The sequence below is a fragment of the Streptomyces sp. NPDC007088 genome, from assembly GCF_042869355.1.
Taxonomy (GTDB): Bacteria; Actinomycetota; Actinomycetes; order Streptomycetales; family Streptomycetaceae; genus Streptomyces.
On the sequence record NZ_JBIAFO010000030.1, the window covers coordinates 1 to 17,513 of the forward strand.

Below are 17,513 nucleotides of genomic sequence, written 5' to 3' on the forward strand. Positions count from 1 at the left end.
CGCCGCGGGCGTTCCGGCCCGGGGGGGGGGGGCCGCGCGCGCCCCCCCCCGCCCCGGGGGGCCCCGGGGGGGGGCGGGGCCCCCCCGGGGCGCCGGGCGCGCCCCCCCCCCCCCCCCCGGGAGGGGGAGGGCGCTGCGGGGGCGCTCAGCTCTCCGCCGGGGCCGTCCGCTCGGGGTGGGCGACCGGTTTGCGGGTGAACGCCTCCGGGTTGCGGGCGCGCAGGACGTAGTAGGAGGCGACGAGGAGGGCGGCCCAGATGGGGGCGCCGTACAGGGAGACCCTGTTGTCCTTGTCGATGCCCATCATGACGATGACGAGGCCGAGGAAGGCGAGGGCGAAGTAGCTGGTCCAGGGGGCGCCGGGGGCGCGGAAGGTGGAGAGCGGGAGTTCGCCGCGGTCGGCCTTGCGGCGGTAGCGGATCTGGCAGAGCAGGATCATGATCCAGGCCCACATGCCGGAGATGGTGGCGAAGGACACGACGTAGTCGAAGGCCTTGCCGGGCCACTGGTAGTTGATCCAGACGCCGACGAGCATGAGGGCGGCGGAGAAGGTGGTGCCGACGAGCGGGGTGCCGCTGCGGGTGAGGCGGGTGAAGAGGGCCGGGCCCTGTCCGTTGAGCGCGAGGTCGCGCAGCATGCGGCCGGTGGAGTACATGCCGGAGTTGCAGGAGGAGAGCGCGGCGGTCAGCACGACGAAGTTGACGATGGCGGCGCCGACGCCGAGGCCCATCTTCTGGAAGGCGGCGACGAACGGGGAGACGCCGGGCTCGAACTCGCTCCAGGGCACGACGGACAGGATCATGATCAGGGCGCCGATGTAGAAGACGGCGATGCGCCAGGGCACCGTGTTGATGGCCCTGGGCAGGGTCTTCTCCGGGTCCTTGGACTCCCCGGCGGTGACGCCGACGAGTTCGACGGCGAGGAAGGCGAACATGACGATCTGGAGCGTCATGAGGGTGCCGGAGATGCCTTCGGGGAAGAAGCCGCCGTCGCTCCACAGGTGGCTGACGGAGGCGGTGTCCCCGGCGTCGGAGAAGCCGACGGTGAGGATGCCGAGACAGATGAGGATCATGCCGACGATCGCGGTGACCTTGACCATCGAGAACCAGAACTCCAGCTCGCCGAAGAGCTTCACGGAGATGAGGTTCACGCCGTAGAGGATGACGGTGAACAGGAGCGCGGAGACCCACTGCGGGACGGCGAACCAGTACGTCATGTACTTGGCGGCGGCGGTGACCTCGGTGATGCCGGTGACGACCCAGAACAGCCAGTACGTCCAGCCGGTGACGAAGCCGAAGAAGGGGTTGAGGAACTCGCGGGCGTACTCGGAGAACGAGCCGGAGACCGGCCGGTACATGAGGAGTTCGCCCAGGGCCCGCATGATGAAGTAGATGACCAGGCCGGCGGCCGCGTAGGCCAGGATGAGGCTGGGCCCGGCCTTCGAGATCGCGGTGCCCGCGCCGAGGAAGAGGCCGGTGCCGATGGCGCCGCCGATGGCGATCATCTGGATCTGGCGGGAGCCGAGCCCACGCTGGTAGCCCTCGCCGGGTGGTGGTGAGCCGGGCGCCGTGCCGCCCTTGACGGGCTCCGGCGCGTCCTCGCCGGGTGTGTCGATCTGCGTCGAAGTCATATGGTCTGCGCCTTTCTCCATGTCGATCCGCGCAGTCGTCCCCGCGACCGCGGATCGGGTCCCGATCCCCCCGGATGGATGGAGCTGGTTGCCGGCCGGGTTCTTCCGGCCTGGGCGCCCCCGGAACGTCATGGGTGGACGCTCCGGGCGGATGAGCAGATTTACCACGCCGGAGCGGGGGATCGCCGGGAGCCGGTGTGGCGAAGTCCACGGGGAGGAGCGGAGGAAAGCGACGCGAGCGGGCAGACGCGACAGCGGCGGTGACCTGATCGTTATCCGGATTTGAGTGTCCGCTGAGCGTGCGGGCGGGCGCTCGCGCGCAGGTCAGACGCGGTCCGGGCGGACGCGGGCAGGCTGGGGGCCACCGGACGCGGGCTCCGTTTCCCGGCCGCCCACCGGCGCGTCCGCCCCAACCCGGGACGGCCGCCGTGGCGGAGCGCGGGAAGACGCACCGGCGTGTCCGCCCCATCCCGGGGAGGACGCGGACCGCTTCCCGGCCACGGCCTCGGGGCGCTGCGGGAGCCGGCATTGCGAGGGACGGGGCGAGGCGGGCACCGGCCTCCCGGCAGGGCGAGACACACGCCGGCCTCCCGGCAAGGCGCGACACACGCCGGCCTCCCGGCAGGGCGCGACGCACGTCGCCCTCCCCGCGAGGCGGTACGTCCGCCGCGCCCGCCCCGCGTCAGGTCAGGGCAGCAGCGTCTCGACGAGGGTCTCCTGGAGTCCGCCGAGCCACAGGTAGGCCATGACCATCGGTTTGCGGGGGTCGCTGTCCGGGAGGCGGTAGAGGGCGTCGGTGTCGTCCTCGGCGGTGATGTCGAGCCGGGTGCTGAGGGCGAGCCGCAGGTCGTTGAGGGTGCGCAGCCAGGTCTGGGCCGCCGGCCCCTGGACATGCAGGCGGCCGCTGCCGTCCGAGGCGGTCGGCAGGGCGTCGAGGGCGTGGACGACGGCGAGCGCGTCCTCCCGCTTCTTCGCGCGCAGGTCGTTCTCGGTGTAGCGGCGGAACTCGGCGGCCGCCTCCTTCAGCTCCTGGGTCTCCCGGTCACCGGGACCGCCGTACGCGTCGGGGAAGAGGCGGCGCAGTACGGGGTCGGAGGGCGGGGCGCTCGGACCCTCGGCGAAGAGTTCGGCGAAGGGGTCGTCGGAGGGCTCGGTGCCCGGTCCGACGAGTTCGAGGAGCTGGACGGACAGGGAGCGCAGGATGCTGATCTCCACCGGGTCCAGGGTGAGGGCCGCGCCGCCGTCCGGGGTGCGTTCGAAGAGCCCCGGCATCAGTCGCGGTCCTGCTGGAGGGTGGCCCACAGGCCGTAGCCGTGCAGGGCCTGGACGTCGCGTTCCATCTCCTCGCGCGAGCCGGAGGAGACGACGGCGCGCCCCTTGTTGTGGACGTCGAGCATCAGTTTGGTGGCCTTGTCCTTGGAGTAGCCGAAATAGGTCTGGAAGACGTAGGCCACGTAGCTCATCAGGTTGACGGGGTCGTTGTGGACCAGCGTGATCCAGGGGACGTCCGACTCGGGGACCTCGAAGACCTCGCCCTCCGCTTCGGGGCGCTCGACCTCCATCGGTGCGGGGGAGGCCGCGCGGGCCGTCGCGGGACGGGGGCGGGCGGGGGCGGGCGGGAAGGAGAGGGACGCACTCACGGTGCCCATGCTGCCACTCCGGCGGCGGGGCCGCACGAACGGCCCACCCGCCCGGATGCGGCGTGCGGATTCCGCCGATTTGAAATCGTCACTCTGACGTTAATTGGGGTAGCATCCCGTCGTATGAACACAGCGGACCTTGGCCTGCCGGTGGATGTCCCGTCGACAGCGCTCTTCACGGATCACTACGAGCTGACGATGCTCCAGGCCGCGCGGGCCTCGGGCACGGCCGACCGGCGTTCGGTCTTCGAGGTCTTCACCCGGCGGCTGCCCGAGGGGCGCCGCTACGGGGTGGTGGCCGGTACGGGCCGGGTGCTCGACGCGGTGCGCAACTTCCGCTTCGAGCCCGACATGCTGGAGTACCTGCGCGCGCACCGGGTGGTCGACGAGGCCACCGTGGACTGGCTCGCGGACTACCGCTTCTCCGGCGACATCTGGGGCTACCCGGAGGGCGAGGTGTACTTCCCCGGCTCCCCGCTGCTGCGCGTCGAGGGCACCTTCGCGGAGTGCGTGCTGCTGGAGACGGTGATCCTCTCGATCCTCAACCACGACTCGGCGATCGCCGCCGCCGCCTCGCGGATGGCCTCGGCCGCGGGTGGCCGGCCGCTCATCGAGATGGGCGCGCGCCGCACCCACGAACTGGCCGCGGTCGCCGCCTCGCGGGCCGCGTACGTCGGTGGTTTCTCGCTGACCTCGAACCTCGCGGCCGGTTTCCGCTACGGCATCCCGACGACGGGCACCAGCGCGCACGCCTTCACCCTCGTCCACGACGACGAGCGGGACGCGTTCCGCGCGCAGGTGGCCTCGCTGGGCGCGGACACGACGCTGCTGGTGGACACGTACGACGTGACGCAGGCGGTGCGGACGGCGGTCGAGGTGGCGGGGCCGGGGCTGGGCGCGGTGCGCATCGACTCGGGCGATCTGCTGCTGGTCGCGCACCGGGTGCGTCAGCAGCTCGACGAGCTGGGCGCGAAGGACACGAAGGTCGTGGTGACCTCGGACCTCGACGAGTACGCGATCGCCTCGCTGGCGGCGGCGCCGGTCGACGCGTACGGGGTGGGCACGCAGCTCGTGGTGGGCAGCGGGCACCCGACGTGCTCGATGGTCTACAAGCTGGTGGCGCGGGCCCGCTCGGCGCGGCCGGACGCCCCGCTGGAGCCGGTGGCGAAGAAGTCGCTGGGCGGCAAGACCTCGATCGGTGGCCGCAAGTGGGCGGCGCGCCGCCGCGACGAGCAGGGCGTGGCCGAGGCCGAGGTCGTCGGGACGGGCCCGGTGCCCGAGGAGCTGGCCGGTGACCTGCTGCTGGTGCGGCTGGTGAAGGACGGCGAGATCCTGGCGAGGGAGCCGCTGGACACCGTGCGCGACCGGCACCGCGCGGCCCGTGAGAGCCTGCCGCTGTCCGCGATCCAGCTCTCGCGCGGCGAGCCGGTCCTCGCGACCGAGTACCGGTGAGGCGCCGCCCGCCACCGCCGGGGGGCGGCCGGGCGCGGGCGGGCGGTGCGCACCCCTCCCGGCCGGGCCGTCGAGTGGCTACGCTCGGCAGCCGGTTCCCCCTCCCCCGCACTCCAGCCGAAGGGCACGTCTCATGCGCCGCGCGTTGATCGTCGTCGATGTCCAGAACGACTTCTGCGAAGGGGGCTCGCTCGCGGTGAGCGGTGGGGCGGACGTGGCCGCCGCGATCACCGAGCTGGTGGCGCAGGCCCCGGCCGGCTACCAGCACGTGATCGCGACCCGGGACGCGCACATCGCGCCGGGCGACCACTTCTCCGAGCACCCGGACTTCCGCCACTCGTGGCCGCCGCACTGCGTGCAGGGCACCGAGGGGGTCGGCTTCCACCCGAACTTCGCCCCGGCGGTCGCCTCGGGGGCCGTCGACGCGGTCTTCGACAAGGGCGCGTACGCGGCGGCCTACAGCGGTTTCGAGGGCGCCGACGAGAACGGGGCGAACCTCGCGGACTGGCTGCGGGCCCACGAGGTGACCGAGGTCGACGTCGTGGGCATCGCGACCGACCACTGCGTGCGGGCGACGGCGCTGGACGCGGCCCGTGAGGGTTTCCGCACCCGGGTGCTGCTGGAGCTGACGGCCGGGGTGGCCCGCGAGTCCACCGAGGAGGCGCTCAAGGAGCTGGACGCGGCCGGGGTGACGCTGACCGGGAAGCCCGTCGTGGCCTGAACGGCCTGGGCCGCCTGGACGGCCTGAAGGGCCTGGGCAGAGGCCCGGAAGGTGTCCCGGCCCCCGCTCGGGCCCCGCTCAGGCCAGGCCCGCCGGGCGCAGCAGGGCCGCTATGGGGTGCCACAGTTCGCGTACGTCGTCCGGGGCGGTGCGCCACAGCAGCCCCTCGGGGTGGTGCAGTACGGCGGTGATCTCGTCCGGGGTCGGCGGGTGGGCGTTGCCCCGGAGGTAGACGGCGCGCAGCCCGAGGTTGCGCAGCCTGGTGAGGGCGCGGGCCCGGTTCTTGGCGTGCACGAGCACGCGTACCTTGCTCTCGCCGCGGCCCTCGCCCGTGGCGCCGCCGCGGCCGCCGCCGCGTTCGCCGTGCGGGCTGGGCAGGGTCAGGGCGACGACCACGTCACCGCCCGGCAATATGCAGAATCCTGAGCCGGCCATATCGCTGTCACACCCCCGTGAGACGTCGCGTCAATAAGGACTTCACTGACGCATTGAAACGCGATCGGCCGCCGCCCGCTAGAGGGCGACGGCCGATCATGCTCTGACCTGCGGTGTTACTTCTTCAGTGTGGCCCGGTCCACGTGCACGGTGATCGTCGAGCCGCTCAGCGGCTGGCTCAGGATGGAGATCGTCGTGTTGGTGTCAGTGACCTTGACGCTGCCCGTCTTGTTCGCCGGGTCGTAGTAGGTGTTGCGGTGGTCGTCGAAGACCGGCACGCCGGCCTTGGCCTTGATCTTGGCCGCGACGCCGTTCTTGTGCAGGGTGAAGCCCGCCGACGGGTACCAGCTGAAGGCGGCGTCGTAAGGCTGGATGCGGTTGCGCATCAGGGTGCCGTCCGACCACTTCTCGGCCTTGGGGTGGGAGTCCACGGGGAGGATGAGGCCCTCACCGGGGTGGTCCGAGGTGTTGTTGTCGGCCTGGGAGGTGTCCCACTTCCAGATCACGAGTCCGGGCTGGTACGAGAAGTGCTCGACCCAGTCGGGGCGGGTGGTGGACCAGCCGAAGTTGTACGGGCCGGTCTTCAGCGTCGTGTCGTAGGACTCGTACTGGCGGTTCTCCGCGATGTAGTACTGCGCGTAGTCCTTGGTGAAGGACTCGCCGATGCGGGAGAAGCCCTTCGCGCTCCAGCCGTTGTCGCCGTTCTCGGCGTCGTCCGAGAACAGCGTGGCGCCGTCCGCGGTGATCGCGAGGTCGTCGGCCGCGAAGCCCTTCTGCGCCACGCCGCCGTCGGTGAGGTAGCGGAAGCGCAGGTCGATCTTCTTGCCCGCGTAGGCGTCCAGCGGGTAGGAGAGGTCGAGGTAGGAGCCGGAGGTGCCGCTGAGGGCCGGCTTGTCGCCGCCGTCGCGCGGGAGCGGCTTGCCGTTGGCGGTGCCGTCCAGCGGGGTCCAGTTGGCGCCGCCGTCGGTGGACGCCTCGGCGTACAGGAAGTCGTAGTTCTGCTCGATGTCCCACCAGCCCTTGAGGTTCAGGGCGGCGGTGGACTTCCCGGTGAGGTCCACGGAGCGGGTCAGGGTGTTGGACAGGTTGTCGCCGCTGCCCGACCACCACTGGCTGGAGCCGCTGACCGGCTTGACCACGGTCGTGGTCACCTGCTTCTCGGGCAGGTTGACGACGAGGCCCTGCTTGTCCTTGGTGTTGTACTCCGCGACGCCCAGCTTGTGGGTCGAGCCCTTCGCGGCGTTGGCCGTGCCGTAGTTCAGCCAGCCGAGCTGGAGCTTGTCCCAGGCGTTCATGTCGCCGGGCAGGTCGCCGATGGCGTCCTTGCCGCGGCCGAGCCAGGAGCCGGAGGACATGAGCGACCAGTAGGCGACGGAGTTGTCGTCCTTGCCGGTCGTGTCGTAGAGGTCCGGCAGACCGAGGTCGTGTCCGTACTCGTGGGCGAAGACGCCGAGGCCGCCGTTCTCCGGCTGCATCGTGTAGTCGCCGACCCAGATGCCGGTGTCACCGATCTGGGTGCCGCCCGCCTTGTTGTCGGCCGGGCCGGTGGCGCCGGCGTTGCTGCCGTACGCGTACCAGCGGTGCGCCCAGATCGCGTCCTCGCCCTGGACGCCGCCGCCCGCGGACTCGTCCTCACCGGCGTGCACGATCTGGAAGTGGTCGATGTAGCCGTCGGGCTCGTTGAAGTTGCCGTCGCCGTCGTAGTCGTAGCGGTCCCACTGGTCGTACTCGGCCAGTTCCGCCTTGATCTGCGCGGTGCTCTGCCCGGCGGCCTTGCGGTCGGCGACCCACTGGTTGACGCCGTCGCGCACGAGGTCCCACACGGTGGGGCAGGTCGAGTCGCCGCAGTAGTTCGAGCCGTAACGGGCCTCGTTGTAGGGCACCTTGACCCAGGCGGAGACCTCGCCGTCCACCGAGTAGCGGCCCGAGGACTGCTTCTCGTAGTACTTCTTGAGGGACTGGACGCTGTCCGACTTGGCGTCCGAGAAGTACAGGTCCTGGTAGTGCTTCTGGTTGAAGTCGGGGAGCCAGTCGGTGGAGTTGTCGTTCTTCCGGTCCGGCTCGGCGATCTGGTTGTGCAGCGGGCCGGGCTGGCCGCCGTACTTGGGATCGACCTGATCGCCGAACTCGGCGAGGATGGTGAAGATCTTGTCGGTCTTCTCCCGGCCCAGCTCGACGTACTTGTTCTTGCCGAGCTTCAGGACGTTCGAACCGCCGCGCGCGGTGGTCTTCTTCTCGCCCGAGAGGACCTGCTCCAGGGCCTCCTGGCGCTGGGCCTCCTGCGTCTTGCTGAAGGGGCCCTTCAGGTCGTGCTGGGCGTCCTTGTGCGCGAGCCCCGGATCGCGGCGCTCGATCTTCTGGCCGTCCTTGCTGCCCACCTGGCCGTCGGCGGCCTGTGCGACCCCGAACGTCGCGGCGGTGGCGCCTATCACCGCGGTCGCCACCGTGACGGCGGCCGCTCTGACGGCTCTCCGTTGTCTGCTCACCTGTGCGCTGTCCTCCCCGGGAACCGAGTTCCGGCCGGAGTCGACGGAGCATCAACCGCTCCTGGACGGACCGGAACACACGTGCGGTACACGTGATTCGGTATTCGACCGGAGATACGAAGGAAAAGACAGACCTTGACTTGGACCAGTCGAATAGGTTACTCACAGCAAAGTTTCAGGTCCTTTGTCGTAAAGAAACAGGAACGAGGGGTTCCGTCAGGCGGGAGGTTCCGCACGGCGCGGGGCCCCGGGCGCCGGGGCGTCCCCCGCGACGGGGGCCGTTGCGCGTCGGTTCCGCGACGTTCCGCGCCGGTCCGCGAACGGCGGACAGGCGGCGCTCGCGGGCGTGGTGAGGCGGAGTGAATCCGTGCGCCCCCTGTGCCCCCGCGCCGTCCGTCAGGTCGCGCTTACCCGCCGGGCGGCTCGGGCATGGAGCCGGAGAGAGCCGCGCCCCCGACCCCTCGTGCGGTTCCCCCTCATCCCCCGTTTGCCTCTAGGACGGTTACGCCATGCCGCGTCCGACGTACGCACAGCTTGCCTACGGCTCCGCCACCGTCGTCCTGACGACGCTCGCGACGCTGCTGCTCTCGGGTACGAGTGCGGTGATCCCGGTCGCCGTGACGGCGGTGGTCGCGCTCGCCCTCGGCGTGCTCGTCGCGGTCGTGCTCCCCCACCGGGGCGCGGCCGCGCGGCGGCACCGGGCGGACACCCCGCCCACCCCGCCCCGGCGGCGACCGGCCCCGGCCGCCGCCCCGGAGACCCGGCGTTCGGCGCACTCGCTGCACAGCTGAGCCCGCCCCGCCGGTTTCGCGGACCGCGGGCGAGGGCCGGTCAGGGCGCCAGGACGACACCACCGCCGGGTCCGGGCCCCTCCCCGTCTTCAGCGGTACGGCGAGCGCGTCCACGCGCAGCGCGCCGGAGCTGATCTCCCGGGCGGGGCAGGGCAGTTCGGCGACGGTCCCGGCGACCGTCACCGGGCCCTGTCCGCTGCCCAGGGCGGTGCGGGCGGACCGCGGCTGACGTACGGGGCCGGGCGGTGGGACCTTCCCGGGCCGCCCGGCACACCCCCGCCCCCGCCCGCTGTCACACGGACACGACGACCGTCTTCGCCGCCTTGTCGTGCAGGCCCTGCTTGTACGGCTTGTCGATGAAGCTCCAGCCGCCGCAGATCGCCGTCCACACGCAGGCGCAGCAGAAGGCGAACGGCAGCCACAGGACGGCGGCGCGGGTGAACAGCGCCTGGGTGGTGGGCGTCGCGCCGTTGTCCAGCCGCGCGACGCGCAGCTTCATGATCCGCTTGCCGGGGGTCTGGCCGCCGCGACCGGTGAGGATCACGTCGTACGCGATGTAGAGGACCGCGGCGAGCAGGGACTGGCCGAACCAGGAACCGCGGCCACCCCGGTCGGGGTTGGTCTCGGAGACGTTGAAGAGCAGGGACAGCAGGTAGACGACGATCCCGACGATCACCATGTCGATGATCCGGGCGATGACCCGCTTGCCGCTCGGCGCGAGCGGCGCCATCCCGGCGAGCGGATCGCCCCCGCCGGGGGCACCGCCGTACGGGGAGCCGGGCTCCCCGCCGTAGGGCGGCGGCGTCCCGCCGGGCGGCCCGTACGGGGAACCGGGGCCCGGCGGGTCGTAACCGGGGCCCGGCGGGTCGTACGGGGAGCCCTGGCCGTCCCCCCGGGCGCCGGGCGGCGGGTCGTAGCCCCGGCCCGCTCCGGGCTCGCCGTACGGGGAGCCCTCGCCGGGCGGCGGGTCGTACGGGGAGCCGGAGGCGCCGCCCTGGCCGGCGGGCGGCTGCCGCTTGCGGAAGGGGTCGTCGTCCGGCTCGTCGCCGGAGCCGGGCGGAGGCGGTGCGCTCGTCATGGCCCGAGTCGAGCGCGCGGGTGCCGGGCGCGCATCCGCCGGTGGGCCAGTCGGCGGCCTAACGTGCTACGAACGTGTGAGCCGCCTTGTCGTGCCAGCACTGACGCCAGGGCCGGTCGAACAGTGCCCAGACCACGCCGACCACCCCGATCAGCAGCAGCCCGGGGACGCTGAAGACGAGCCAGCGGCGCAGGGCGGCGCCGAAGGTGGGCGGTTCGTGCTCCTCGATGTCCCGCACCTGGAGCCCGAAGAGCCTCTTTCCGAGGGTGCGGCCCCATTTCGCGGTCGGCCACACGTCGTAGAGCAGGCCGAGGACGAGCAGGACACCGATCGCGGCACCGAGGTAGGCGCCGGTCGTGGAGTCGAGGAGCCACACCTCCACGGTGCGTCCCGACTGTTTCGCCGCGTCCACCTTGGCCTGCACGTGGTCGGCGGCGCGGCCGGCCAGCGGGAGGACGGCGGCCCCGGTCAGGAGGCCGAGCAGGAGTCCGTCGAAGATCCGGGCGAGCAGCCTGCGGCCGGGGCTCGCGGGCCGCGCGGCGGCGCGGGCCTGGGCGGCGGCCACGAAGGGGTCGGTGGTGACCGGCTTCCACGGCACGACCCGCTCGCCGCCGTCCTGGGCGGTCTGCCCGCCGCTTCCCGCGCGCTCGGGCCCGGCGAGCGCCGACACCTGCTGCACCCAGGAGGGCCCCGGCGCGGGGGCCGGTGCCGGGGCCGGTGCGGGGGCGGGAGCCGGTGCGGGAGCGGGGGCCGGTACGGCGGCGGCCGGTGGCGTCTGACGGGGGATCGGGTCGGCGGTCTGCGGGGTGGCGGGCCGCGGGTGGACCGGTCGCGGATCGGCCGGCCGGGGGTGGACGGGCCCTGGGTGGACGGGTTCCCGGGAGAGGGGCGGTGGGTCGGCCCGGTCCTGCTCGGCGGCGCGCAGCGACATGGTGCCCTCGCCCCGTGACGTACCGCCGGTGACGGCGCGCGGGGCGCGCGGGCCGGGCGGCAGCGCGGCGGCCTCCTCGGCGCGACGCGGCGCGGGGCGCCCGGTGGCCGGCGGTCCGGCCGGCCGCCCGCCCGGGTGGACGGGTTCGACGGGTCCGGCGGGCCGGTGCAGGGCGACGGTGCCCTCGGGGCGCTGCCGGGTGTCGGGGCCCTGCGGGCGTACCGGTTCCAGCGGCGGCCGGTCCTGCCCGGTGGCGCTCTCGCGGGATTCCGCCGGACGGGGGACGCGGCGCTCGGGCGTGCGATCGCCGTCCGGTGCCGTGTGGGGGTAGGGCCGCGGGGTGGAGCCCCAGGAGACGCGCTGCTCGGCGTCCGCGCCGTACCCGGGCTGGTCCTCGACGTCGACGCCCCAGGTGGGGGCGGGTCCGAAACCGCCGGGCGGTACGGCGGGGGCGGCGTGCTGCCCCTGCGACTCGGGGCCGAACTGGCGCGGCCCGTCCTCGCTCTGCGGCCCGTCGAAGAACAGGGGCCCGGTCTCTTCCGGAGCGGCCGCCCGCGGGGCGGGCGCGGGGGCGGGGCGCGGGTATCCGGGCGGCGGGGTGAGCGGGGCGCCGTCGGCGGGGGCGGGGCGGCTGGTGCCGGGGACCCAGCCGGTGCCGCCCCAGTAGCGGACGTACCCGGGGATGGAGGGGTCCGGGTAGTAGCCCTCTGGTGGACTGGGGTCGCCTGCTGCCGAAGTGGGGGCGCTCATGATCCGCTCGTCCCGTATCTGCTCGGTGAGTGGGGTGAGGTCCACATTTACCAGAACAGGGGCCCGGCGCGGGCGGGTCCGGCCGGACCGGGGGCAATACCGGCGGTTGATGAAGAAAACCCGGCGAACCCGCGTAATGCTTGCCCCAGACCGCCCTCTCCCCCTGTACGGGCCTGCTGTGGGGCCGTCTTGAGGACAAGGAACAGAGGTAGCCGTGTCGCACTCCGAGGTGGAACGTGAACTCGAACTCAAGCTGGTGCTGTCGCCCGAGCGCAGTGTCGCGGTACCGGCGCTGCTGACGTACCGGACGGCCGATCCGTACGCGGTGCACATCGTGTTCCACCTGGGCTCGGAGCGTCCGGTGGCGTGGACCTTCGCCCGGGAGCTGCTGGTGGAGGGGGTGTTCCGGCCGTGCGGGCACGGGGACGTGCGGGTGTGGCCGACGAAGGTGGCGGGCCGTGAGGTCGTGCTGATGGCGCTGACCTCCCCGGACGGGGACGCGCTGCTGGAGGCTCCGGCGCTGCCCGTGACGGCCTGGCTGGAGCGCACCCTGCGGATCGTCCCGCCCGGTACGGAGGCCGAACACCTCGGTATCGAGGACGGCTTGCGTCACCTGCTGTCCCCGATGCCGGTGGACGACCTGTGGCTGGGCGACCCGTGGCCCTCGGACGAGTCGGCCGAGGGCGAGTGAGGGGCGGGGGCCGGTTGGGGCGCCGGCTGCGGGGCCGTCCGACGGGCGCCGGCCACGGGCCCGGGTGGTTCAGAAGACCTTGCCGGGGTTGAGGAGGCCGAGCGGGTCGAAGGTGCGTTTGATGCCCCGGTGCAGTTCGAGGGCGACGGGGCCGAGTTCGCGCGCCAGCCAGTCCTTCTTCAGCAGCCCGACGCCGTGTTCGCCGGTGATGGTGCCGCCGAGTTCGAGACCGAGGGCCATGATCTCGTCGAAGGAGGCGCGGGCCCGTGCGGTCTCCTCGGGGTCGGTGGCGTCGAAGCACACGGTGGGGTGGGTGTTGCCGTCCCCGGCGTGCGCACACACGCCGATGGTCAGGGCGTACTTGCGGGCGACGCGGTCGATGCCTTCGAGCATCTCGCCGAGCCGGGAGCGCGGTACGCACACGTCGTCGATCATGGTGGTGCCCTTGACCGCTTCGAGCGCGGTGAGGGCCAGCCGCCGTGCCTGGAGCAGGAGTTCGGACTCGGCGGCGGTGTCGGCGGGGACGACTTCGGTGGCTCCGGCGGCGCGGCACAGGGCGGCGACGGCGGCGAGGTCGGCGGCCGGGTCCGGGGTGTCGAAGGCGGCGAGCAGGAGGGCCTCGGTGGTCTCGGGCAGGCCCATGCGGGACAGCTCGTTGACGGCGCGGACGGTGGTGCGGTCCATGAGTTCGAGCAGGGAGGGCACGTGGCCTTCGGCGGTGATCGCGCACACGGCCTCGCAGGCGGCCGAGGCGGAGGGGAACTCGGCGGCGAGCACGAGCTGCCGGGGCGGGGCGGGTTTGAGGGCGAGGACGGCGCGGACGACGACGCCGAGGCTGCCCTCGGAGCCGACGAACAGGTGGGTGAGGTCGTATCCGGCGACGCCCTTGGCGGTGCGGCGGCCGGTGCGCAGGAGGCGGCCGTCGGCGAGGACGACGTCGAGGCCGAGGACGTACTCGGCGGTGACGCCGTACTTGACGCAGCACAGCCCGCCGGAGGCGGTGCCGATGTTCCCGCCGATCGTGCACGTCTCCCGGCTGGAGGGGTCGGGCGGGTAGTACAGCCCCCGGGCGGCGACGGCGCGGGCGAGGTCGGCGTTGACGACACCGGGTTCCACGACGGCGACCCGGTCGACCGGGTCGATCTCCAGGACGCGGTCCATCCGGACGAGGGACAGCACGACGCAGCCCTCGTCGGCGTTGGCCGCTCCGGACAGCCCGCTGCGTCCGCCCTGCGGTACGACGGGCACGCGCAGCGCGGTGGCGGTGCGCATGACGTGCTGGACCTGTTCGACGGTGCGGGGCAGGACGACGACGGCGGGTGCCCCGGCGGGGCAGAAGCTCGCCATGTCGTGGGCGTATCCGGCGAGTACGTCGGGGTCGGTGAGCACGGCGTGCGCGGGCAGCCCGGCGCGCAGGGCGGCGTGCAGTGCGGCGGGGTCGGTGGGGTGGGTCCGCTGCTCCCTGGTCTGCGTCATGATCCCAGCGTGGCACCGGGGCGGGGCGCTGGGAAGCGGTGTGCGGCACCGGGGGCCGGTGCCGCACACGCTCGCGGCGGTCCGGGTGTCACAGGTTGCCGCGGCGCTCCTGCTCGCGTTCGATCGCCTCGAACAGGGCCTTGAAGTTGCCCTTCCCGAAGCCCATGGAGCCGTGACGTTCGATGAGTTCGAAGAACACGGTGGGCTTGTCCTGGACCGGCTTGGTGAAGATCTGGAGCAGGTAGCCGTCCTCGTCGCGGTCCACGAGGAGCTTGAGTTCCTGGAGGGTTTCGAGCGGGACGCGGGTCTCGCCGGCCCACTCGCCCAGCGTCTCGTAGTACGAGTCGGGGGTGTCGAGGAACGCGACGCCGTTCTCCCGCATGGTGCGCACGGTGCGCACGATGTCGTTGGTGGCGAGCGCGATGTGCTGGACCCCGGCGCCGCCGTAGAACTCCAGGTACTCGTCGATCTGCGACTTCTTCTTGGAGACGGCGGGCTCGTTGATGGGGAACTTGACCTTGAGGTGGCCGTCGGCGACGACCTTCGACATGAGGGCGGAGTACTCGGTGGCGATGTCGTCGCCGACGAACTCCTTCATGTTGGTGAAGCCCATGACCTCGTTGTAGAAGGTCACCCACTCGTTCATCCGGCCGAGTTCGACGTTGCCGACGCAGTGGTCGATGGCCTGGAAGACGCGCTGGCGCGGCGCGACGACCGGCTCCGCGGCGACGAAGCCGGGCAGGTAGGGGCCGTCGTAGCCGGTGCGCTCCACGAGGGTGTGGCGGGTCTCGCCGTAGGTGGCGATGGCGGCGGTGACGACGGTGCCGTGCTCGTCCTTGGACTCCTGGGGCTCGGCCAGCGAGCGGGCGCCGTGCGCGAGGGCGTAGGCGTGGGCGGCGCGGGCGTCGGGCACCTCGATGGCGAGGTCGACGACGCCGTCCCCGTGGGCGGCGACGTGCTGTTCGAGGAAACGGCCCCAGTCGGTGGACGCCTTGACGACGGAGGTCAGGACGAAGCGGGCGCCGCCCGACTCCAGGACGTAGGTGGCGGTCTCGCGGCTGCCGTTCTCGGGCCCGGAGTAGGCCACGAGGGTCATGCCGAAGGCGGTCGAGTAGTAGTGGGCGGCCTGCTTCGCGTTGCCGACGGCGAAGACGACGGCGTCCATGCCCTTGACGGGGAACGGGTCGGCCGCGCGGGCGGTGGCGGGGTCGGTCGTCAGGGGGGTCTCGGAGCTGTGCGTCGGGGTAGCTGCCATGGCCGCAGAGTCCCGCCGTTTCGCAGGGTGTGCAAGAGTTGCGGATTTCGCTGGGCATCTTGTACAGCCGGACGGGCGCATGGCTGAATGCCCTGTACAGCGTGACCACCGGACACGACGGGCGAGGGGGCCGGGGGCGTGCCGGCCCCGGTGCGGGCCTGCACGCCCGGAGGCGGACCGTGCCGAAAAAGGGGGCTCTTCCTGGTGATCGACGAACTCGACGGCCGGTTGCTCGTCCTGCTCGACCAGGAGCCGCGGATCGGGGTGCTGGAGGTCTCGCGGCGGCTGGGGGTGGCGCGGGGCACGGCGCAGGCGCGGCTGGACCGGTTGCTGGCCCGGGGGGTGATCCGCGGTTTCGGCCCGCAGGTCGATCCGGCGGCGCTGGGCTATCCGGTGACGGCCTTCGCGACGCTGGAGATCAAACAGGGCCGGGGCGGACAGGTCAGGGCGCATCTGGCGCGGGTGCCCGAGGTGCTGGAGCTGCACACGATCACGGGTCAGGGCGACATGCTGTGCCGGCTCGTGGCTCGCTCGAACGGCGATCTCCAGCGGGTGATCGACCGGGTTGTGGGTTTTGACGGCATCGTCCGGGCCGCCACCTCGATCGTCATGGAGAACCCGGTGCCGCTGCGGGTGATCCCGCTGGTGCGGCAGGCGGCACGGCCGGGCCCGGCGCACGAGGACGGGAGCGGCCGGGGGGCGTACGGGCAGGAGGGCGGCGGGCCCCCGGGCTGAGCCGTCCGGCGGTGGCCGGGGAGTCAGGAGCGTACGGACGTGGATTTCTGGACCTACCTCGGCAACCGGCACGAGCAGTTGCTCAACGACGCGTACCAGCACGCGAGCGTCGTGTTCCCGTGCGTGGTCCTGGCCACGGCGATCGGGGTGCTGACCGGGATCGTGACGTACCGCAGCGCGTGGGCGGGCGGCCTCGCCACGACGACGACCTCGACGATCCTCACGGTGCCCTCGCTCGCGATGATCGGCCTGCTCATCCCGGTCGTGGGCCTGGGCGTCGCGCCCACGGTGGTGGCGCTCGTGCTGTACGGGCTGCTGCCGGTCGGGCGCAACGCGATCGTGGGGCTGCGCGGGGTCGACGCGACGCTCGTGGACGCCGCGCGGGGCATCGGGATGTCGCGGGCCTCGCTGTTGCTGCGGGTGGAGCTGCCGCTGGCCTGGCCGCCGATCCTGACGGGCATCCGGGTGTCCACGCAGATGCTGATGGGGATCGCGGCGATCGCCGCGTTCGCCTCGGGTCCGGGGCTCGGCAACGAGATCTTCCGCGGCATCAGGACCCGCACGACGTGGCCCGGGACTGGCTGGTCGAGGTGGGCTTCGTGACGGAGGGGCGGGACTGAGCCGGCCCCGGGACAGGGGATGCAAAGATATTTTGCAAAAAACCCTTGCAGAGATTCTTTGCACCTCTTAGTCTTCCCGTATGCCGAAGGACAGCACCGAGAACACCGAGCACCGGCCCGCCGGGGGGAAGGGCGGCACGGACCGCCCCTCCCCCCGGGTCCTCAACGAACGCTCCCTGCGGGGACTGGCGCACCCACTGCGTATCCAGCTGCTCAACGCGCTGCGCCGCAACGGCCCCGCGACCGCCTCCCAGCTCGGCAAGCGGCTGGGCGAGTCGAGCGGCGCGACCAGCTACCACCTGCGCCAGCTCGCCGAGTTCGGCTTCGTGGAGGACGCGCCGGAGCACGGCAAGGGGCGGGAGCGGTGGTGGAGGGCGGTCGAGGGGGGCATCACCTACGACGGCCGGCTGGTGAACCAGCGGGACCCGGAGATCCGGGGAGCGGCCGACGTCCTCATGCACGAGGTCGCCGCCGAGCACTACCGGGAACTGACCGGCTGGATCGCGGACCGCGCGCAGTGGACGGAGGAGTGGGCCGAGGTCGGCGACATGAGCGACATCACGCTGCGCCTCACCGCCGGCCGCCTCGCCGAACTGACCCGGAAGCTGCACGAACTGGTCGACAGCTTCGAGTCCCCGGCCCTGGCCGGGGAGGAGGGCGCGGAAGAGGTACGGGTGCACCTGCACGCCCTGCCCTTCCGCCCGGTCCCACCCGCCCGGGACTGAGCGGGGCCCGGCACCGCACGTATCGCACCGCACGTTTCGCACCGCACGTCACGCACGTCTCCGGCACGTCCACGCGCACCACGACACGGAAGGCAGC

At 72.5% G+C, this 17,513-nt stretch carries 15 protein-coding genes and 1 pseudogene; 7 read left to right on the plus strand and 9 right to left on the minus strand.

Annotation, left to right across the window (positions count from 1 at the left end):
* Positions 1 to 145: 145 nt before the first annotated feature.
* From ACFYMP_RS29860 to clpS, 3 genes are all read right to left on the minus strand, one after another.
* Positions 146 to 1,630: an amino acid permease gene (locus ACFYMP_RS29860; RefSeq protein ID WP_388863377.1), complete on the minus strand. Its 1,485-nt coding sequence runs from the start codon at positions 1,628 to 1,630 to the stop codon at positions 146 to 148.
* Positions 1,631 to 2,317: 687 nt separating this feature from the next.
* Entirely contained in the window at positions 2,318 to 2,902 is a 585-nt protein-coding gene (locus tag ACFYMP_RS29865) for a DUF2017 domain-containing protein (protein ID WP_388863379.1), read from the minus strand.
* Entirely contained in the window at positions 2,902 to 3,192 is a 291-nt protein-coding gene (gene clpS, locus ACFYMP_RS29870; protein ID WP_388863464.1) for an ATP-dependent Clp protease adapter ClpS, read from the minus strand. Before clpS ends, ACFYMP_RS29865 begins: the two co-directional genes overlap by 1 nt.
* A 201-nt stretch (positions 3,193 to 3,393) precedes the next feature.
* Between clpS and ACFYMP_RS29875 the strand changes: the two genes are divergently transcribed.
* Positions 3,394 to 4,722, plus strand: coding sequence for a nicotinate phosphoribosyltransferase (locus ACFYMP_RS29875; protein WP_388863381.1), 1,329 nt, complete (start codon positions 3,394 to 3,396; stop codon positions 4,720 to 4,722).
* Between the two features lie 133 nt (positions 4,723 to 4,855).
* Complete coding sequence (locus ACFYMP_RS29880) at positions 4,856 to 5,443, plus strand: isochorismatase family protein (RefSeq protein ID WP_388863383.1); 588 nt, start codon at positions 4,856 to 4,858, stop codon at positions 5,441 to 5,443.
* 78 nt (positions 5,444 to 5,521) lie between these two features.
* Here the strand turns inward: ACFYMP_RS29880 and ACFYMP_RS29885 are convergent, their stop codons facing one another.
* Together ACFYMP_RS29885 and ACFYMP_RS29890 are read right to left on the minus strand one after the other, a co-directional pair.
* Complete coding sequence (locus tag ACFYMP_RS29885) at positions 5,522 to 5,878, minus strand: hypothetical protein (RefSeq protein ID WP_388863385.1); 357 nt, start codon at positions 5,876 to 5,878, stop codon at positions 5,522 to 5,524.
* A 116-nt stretch (positions 5,879 to 5,994) separates the two neighbouring features.
* Positions 5,995 to 8,364, minus strand: coding sequence for an immune inhibitor A domain-containing protein (locus tag ACFYMP_RS29890; RefSeq protein ID WP_388863387.1), 2,370 nt, complete (start codon positions 8,362 to 8,364; stop codon positions 5,995 to 5,997).
* 509 nt (positions 8,365 to 8,873) lie between these two features.
* Between ACFYMP_RS29890 and ACFYMP_RS29895 the strand changes: the two genes are divergently transcribed.
* The gene (locus ACFYMP_RS29895; protein WP_388863389.1) at positions 8,874 to 9,155 is read left to right on the plus strand and encodes a hypothetical protein; all 282 of its coding nucleotides are present in this window, start codon (positions 8,874 to 8,876) and stop codon (positions 9,153 to 9,155) included.
* Positions 9,156 to 9,447: 292 nt separating this feature from the next.
* On the opposite strand, the gene ACFYMP_RS29900 is transcribed toward ACFYMP_RS29895, so the two are convergent.
* Entirely contained in the window at positions 9,448 to 10,233 is a 786-nt protein-coding gene (locus ACFYMP_RS29900; RefSeq protein WP_388863391.1) for an RDD family protein, read from the minus strand.
* A gap of 58 nt (positions 10,234 to 10,291) precedes the next feature.
* On the minus strand, positions 10,292 to 11,959 hold the full coding sequence (locus ACFYMP_RS29905) for an RDD family protein (protein WP_388863393.1): 1,668 nt from the start codon (positions 11,957 to 11,959) through the stop codon (positions 10,292 to 10,294).
* 169 nt (positions 11,960 to 12,128) lie between these two features.
* Between ACFYMP_RS29905 and ACFYMP_RS29910 the strand changes: the two genes are divergently transcribed.
* Positions 12,129 to 12,605, plus strand: a complete 477-nt coding sequence (locus ACFYMP_RS29910) for an SsgA family sporulation/cell division regulator (protein ID WP_388863395.1) — start codon at positions 12,129 to 12,131, stop codon at positions 12,603 to 12,605.
* A 69-nt stretch (positions 12,606 to 12,674) separates the two neighbouring features.
* Here the strand turns inward: ACFYMP_RS29910 and ACFYMP_RS29915 are convergent, their stop codons facing one another.
* Positions 12,675 to 14,081: an FAD-binding oxidoreductase gene (locus tag ACFYMP_RS29915; RefSeq protein WP_388863397.1), complete on the minus strand. Its 1,407-nt coding sequence runs from the start codon at positions 14,079 to 14,081 to the stop codon at positions 12,675 to 12,677.
* Positions 14,082 to 14,169: 88 nt separating this feature from the next.
* Complete coding sequence (gene hppD, locus ACFYMP_RS29920) at positions 14,170 to 15,336, minus strand: 4-hydroxyphenylpyruvate dioxygenase (RefSeq protein ID WP_388863399.1); 1,167 nt, start codon at positions 15,334 to 15,336, stop codon at positions 14,170 to 14,172.
* A 201-nt stretch (positions 15,337 to 15,537) separates the two neighbouring features.
* Between hppD and ACFYMP_RS29925 the strand changes: the two genes are divergently transcribed.
* The 3 genes and pseudogenes from ACFYMP_RS29925 to ACFYMP_RS29935 all read left to right on the plus strand — a co-directional run bounded on the left by ACFYMP_RS29925 (position 15,538) and on the right by ACFYMP_RS29935 (position 17,416).
* The gene (locus tag ACFYMP_RS29925; protein WP_388863466.1) at positions 15,538 to 16,071 is read left to right on the plus strand and encodes an Lrp/AsnC family transcriptional regulator; all 534 of its coding nucleotides are present in this window, start codon (positions 15,538 to 15,540) and stop codon (positions 16,069 to 16,071) included.
* Between the two features lie 39 nt (positions 16,072 to 16,110).
* A pseudogene (locus ACFYMP_RS29930) lies at positions 16,111 to 16,623 on the plus strand (ABC transporter permease); the annotation flags it as partial.
* 148 nt (positions 16,624 to 16,771) lie between these two features.
* Entirely contained in the window at positions 16,772 to 17,416 is a 645-nt protein-coding gene (locus ACFYMP_RS29935) for an ArsR/SmtB family transcription factor (RefSeq protein WP_388863401.1), read from the plus strand.
* Positions 17,417 to 17,513: the final 97 nt, after the last annotated feature.